Origin of the sequence: Mesorhizobium sp. M2A.F.Ca.ET.039.01.1.1, assembly GCF_003998035.1 — a bacterium.
In the GTDB taxonomy this organism is placed as follows: Bacteria; Pseudomonadota; Alphaproteobacteria; order Rhizobiales; family Rhizobiaceae; genus Mesorhizobium.
Window position 1 is genome coordinate 1 of record NZ_RZRY01001110.1, and the last position, 1,484, is coordinate 1,484.

Sequence of the window (1,484 nt, forward strand, 5' to 3'; positions counted from 1 at the left end):
ATGCTGTAGAGCAGCGCGACATAGGTTTGCATAGCTGGTTCGCCAGCCGATGGTTCAAACCAGGCGCGACTGGTCCACTGCCGCCGAGATGAAGCTCGCGAACAGCGGATGCGGCTCGAGCGGCCGGCTCTTCAGCTCGGGGTGGTACTGCACGCCGATGAACCAGGGATGGTCCGGATATTCGACCGTCTCCGGCAGCACGCCGTCGGGCGACATGCCGGCGAAGACCAGGCCGCACTCTTCCAGCCGTTGCTTGTAGTCGATGTTGACCTCGTAGCGGTGCCGGTGGCGCTCGGAAATCTGCGTGTCGCCGTAAATGTCCGCAATTTTCGAGCCCTTGGCGAGTTCGGCCTGGTAGGCGCCGAGCCGCATCGTGCCGCCGAGATCGCCGGTAGCCCGGCGCTTCTCAAGCATGTTGCCTTTCAGCCATTCGGTCATCAGGCCGACGACTGGCTCATCCGTCGGGCCGAACTCGGTCGACGAGGCGTGATCGACACCAGCCAGCGAGCGTGCCGCCTCGATGCAGGCCATCTGCATGCCGAAGCAGATGCCGAAGTAAGGCACTTTGCGCTCACGCGCGAACTTCGCCGCCAGGATCTTGCCCTCCGAGCCGCGCTCGCCAAAGCCGCCGGGAACGAGGATGCCATGCACCTTTTCCAGCCAGGGAGCGGGATCCTCCTTCTCGAAGATCTCGCTCTCGATCCAGTCGAGCTTGACCTTGACCCGGTTGGCGAGCCCGCCATGCGAGAGCGCCTCGATCAGCGATTTATAGGCGTCCTTGAGGCCGGTGTACTTGCCGACAACGGCGATGGTTACCTCGCCTTCCGGATTGTGGATGCGCTTGGACAGCGCCTGCCAGGGCTCCATGCGCGGTTTCGGCGCCGGGTCGATGCCGAAGGCGGCGAGCACTTCCGAATCGAGCCCCTCCTGGTGATAGGCCATCGGCACGTCGTAGATATGCGGCACGTCCAGCGCCTGGATGACGGCGCTTTCGCGCACGTTGCAGAACAGCGACAGCTTGCGCCGCTCCTCCTTCGGGATCGGCCGGTCGGCTCGCACCAGAAGGATGTCGGGCGCAATGCCGATGCCGCGCAGTTCCTTGACCGAATGCTGCGTCGGCTTGGTCTTCAGTTCGCCGGCGGTCGGGATATAGGGCATCAGCGTCAGATGCACATAGACCGCGTTGTTGCGCGGCAGGTCGTTGCCGAGCTGGCGGATCGCCTCCAGGAAAGGCATCGCCTCGATATCGCCGACCGTGCCGCCGATCTCGCACAGCACGAAATCGTAGTCGTCATTGCCGTCCAGCACGAAATGCTTGATCTCGTCGGTGACGTGCGGGATCACCTGCACGGTGGCGCCGAGATAATCGCCGCGCCGCTCGCGCTCGATGATGTTCTTGTAGATGCGGCCGGTGGTGATGTTGTCCTGCTGGTTCGCGGAACGCCCGGTGAATCGCTCGTAATGGCCGAGATCGAGGTCGGTCT

The 1,484-nt window shown here is 63.5% G+C and carries 1 protein-coding gene; it reads right to left on the bottom strand.

The features are described 5' to 3' along the window. Positions 1 to 54: 54 nt before the first annotated feature. A partial coding sequence (locus tag EOA24_RS37700; protein ID WP_127410803.1) for a CTP synthase occupies positions 55 to 1,484 on the bottom strand: 1,430 nt, incomplete at its 5' end.